The following is a 1,154-nucleotide window of genomic DNA, read 5'->3' on the forward strand; positions in this document are numbered from 1 at the left end:
ATGCTTGGCCGGTGAGATCAGCGGTTCAACCAGCGCCCACTCCTCGTCGGTCAGGTCGGACGGATAGCGCAGCCGGTCACGGTTGTAGCGCGGGCGGTTCTCGATCGTCCACATCGGGCACCTCAAACGAAGCAGGTGCCAGGCACAGAATCACACCTGATTCGAGCCGCTCAAGCCCAGTCCCGTAACCGATTCAAATGACTCGCATTCCTTCCGGACCGACACTAAGGGCTCGCCGAGAAATTACTGCATCAGGGAGGTTGTTGGTTAGGCGAGATGGTATAGTTCCACTCGCCGTGGAAATTGTGCCGCGCGATGTTGACCGCCTGCATCTCTCGTTCAGTGACCTTGAGGCCTTTGGGGTAGAGGTTTCTATCGATCTCGCAGCATACTTTGAGGCCTGTTTCGGTGCTCGTCGAGCCGATGAGTTGAACGATGACCTGATGACTGACCAGCGGCTTGCCCCGCCAGTTCATGGTGATGAAGGCGAACAGGCGATGCTCGATCTTGTTCCATTTGCTGGTGCCAGGCGGCAGGTGGGTCACCGTTATTTTCAGGTCGGCCTCATTGGCGAAGCGCTGCAGTTCGCGCTTCCATAGCCTCACCTGCGGCCCGTTGCTGCCGCCGCAGTCCGCCGTGATGGTAAGACACTTGGCGTTCGGGTAGCGTGGCTTGCCGAGCTTCTGCCACCAACGTCGGATGCTTTCAACGGCGAATGCCCCGGTATCGGCATCGATGCCGACGCTGACCCAGCCAAGATTGGCAGCAATGTCGTAGACCCCGTATGGCGCGACTTTGCCCAACTCCGGTATCTTGAAGTCGTGCACCCGCACCGGTTCGGGATTGCCCTTCGGGCGTAGTTCGCGTCCGTTGTTCTTGAAGTCCCCAACGAGTTCCTTCTTCTTGGTGTCCACCGAGATCGCCGGCTCGCCAGCCGAGATTGCCGCCTTCACCATCGCATTGATGTGGGCGAACTGGGCATCGCGGTCGGGGTGGTTGGCCCCTTCTCGCGTCTTGCGATTGGCCTGACAACTGTAGTTCAGTTCCCGCAGCAGGTTCGCTACCACGCGTTGGCTTGCCTTGAAGCCTTGCGCGGCCAATGCCTTGACCAGGTGACGCAGACTGCGGCTCACCCAGCGTAGCGATGAGCACGG

At 59.7% G+C, this 1,154-nt stretch carries 2 protein-coding genes; both read right to left on the reverse strand.

Annotation, left to right across the window (positions count from 1 at the left end; all coding sequences use genetic code 11):
• On the reverse strand, window positions 1–114 hold a 114-nt coding region (locus tag VE128_00110; protein HZD83959.1), incomplete at its 3' end, for an IS5/IS1182 family transposase.
• Between the two features lie 137 nt (window positions 115–251).
• A partial coding sequence (locus VE128_00115; GenBank protein ID HZD83960.1) for an ISAzo13 family transposase occupies window positions 252–1,154 on the reverse strand: 903 nt, incomplete at its 5' end.

The organism is Candidatus Angelobacter sp. (assembly GCA_035643775.1).
Classification (GTDB): Bacteria; Bacteroidota; Bacteroidia; order Flavobacteriales; family Blattabacteriaceae; genus DASQPV01.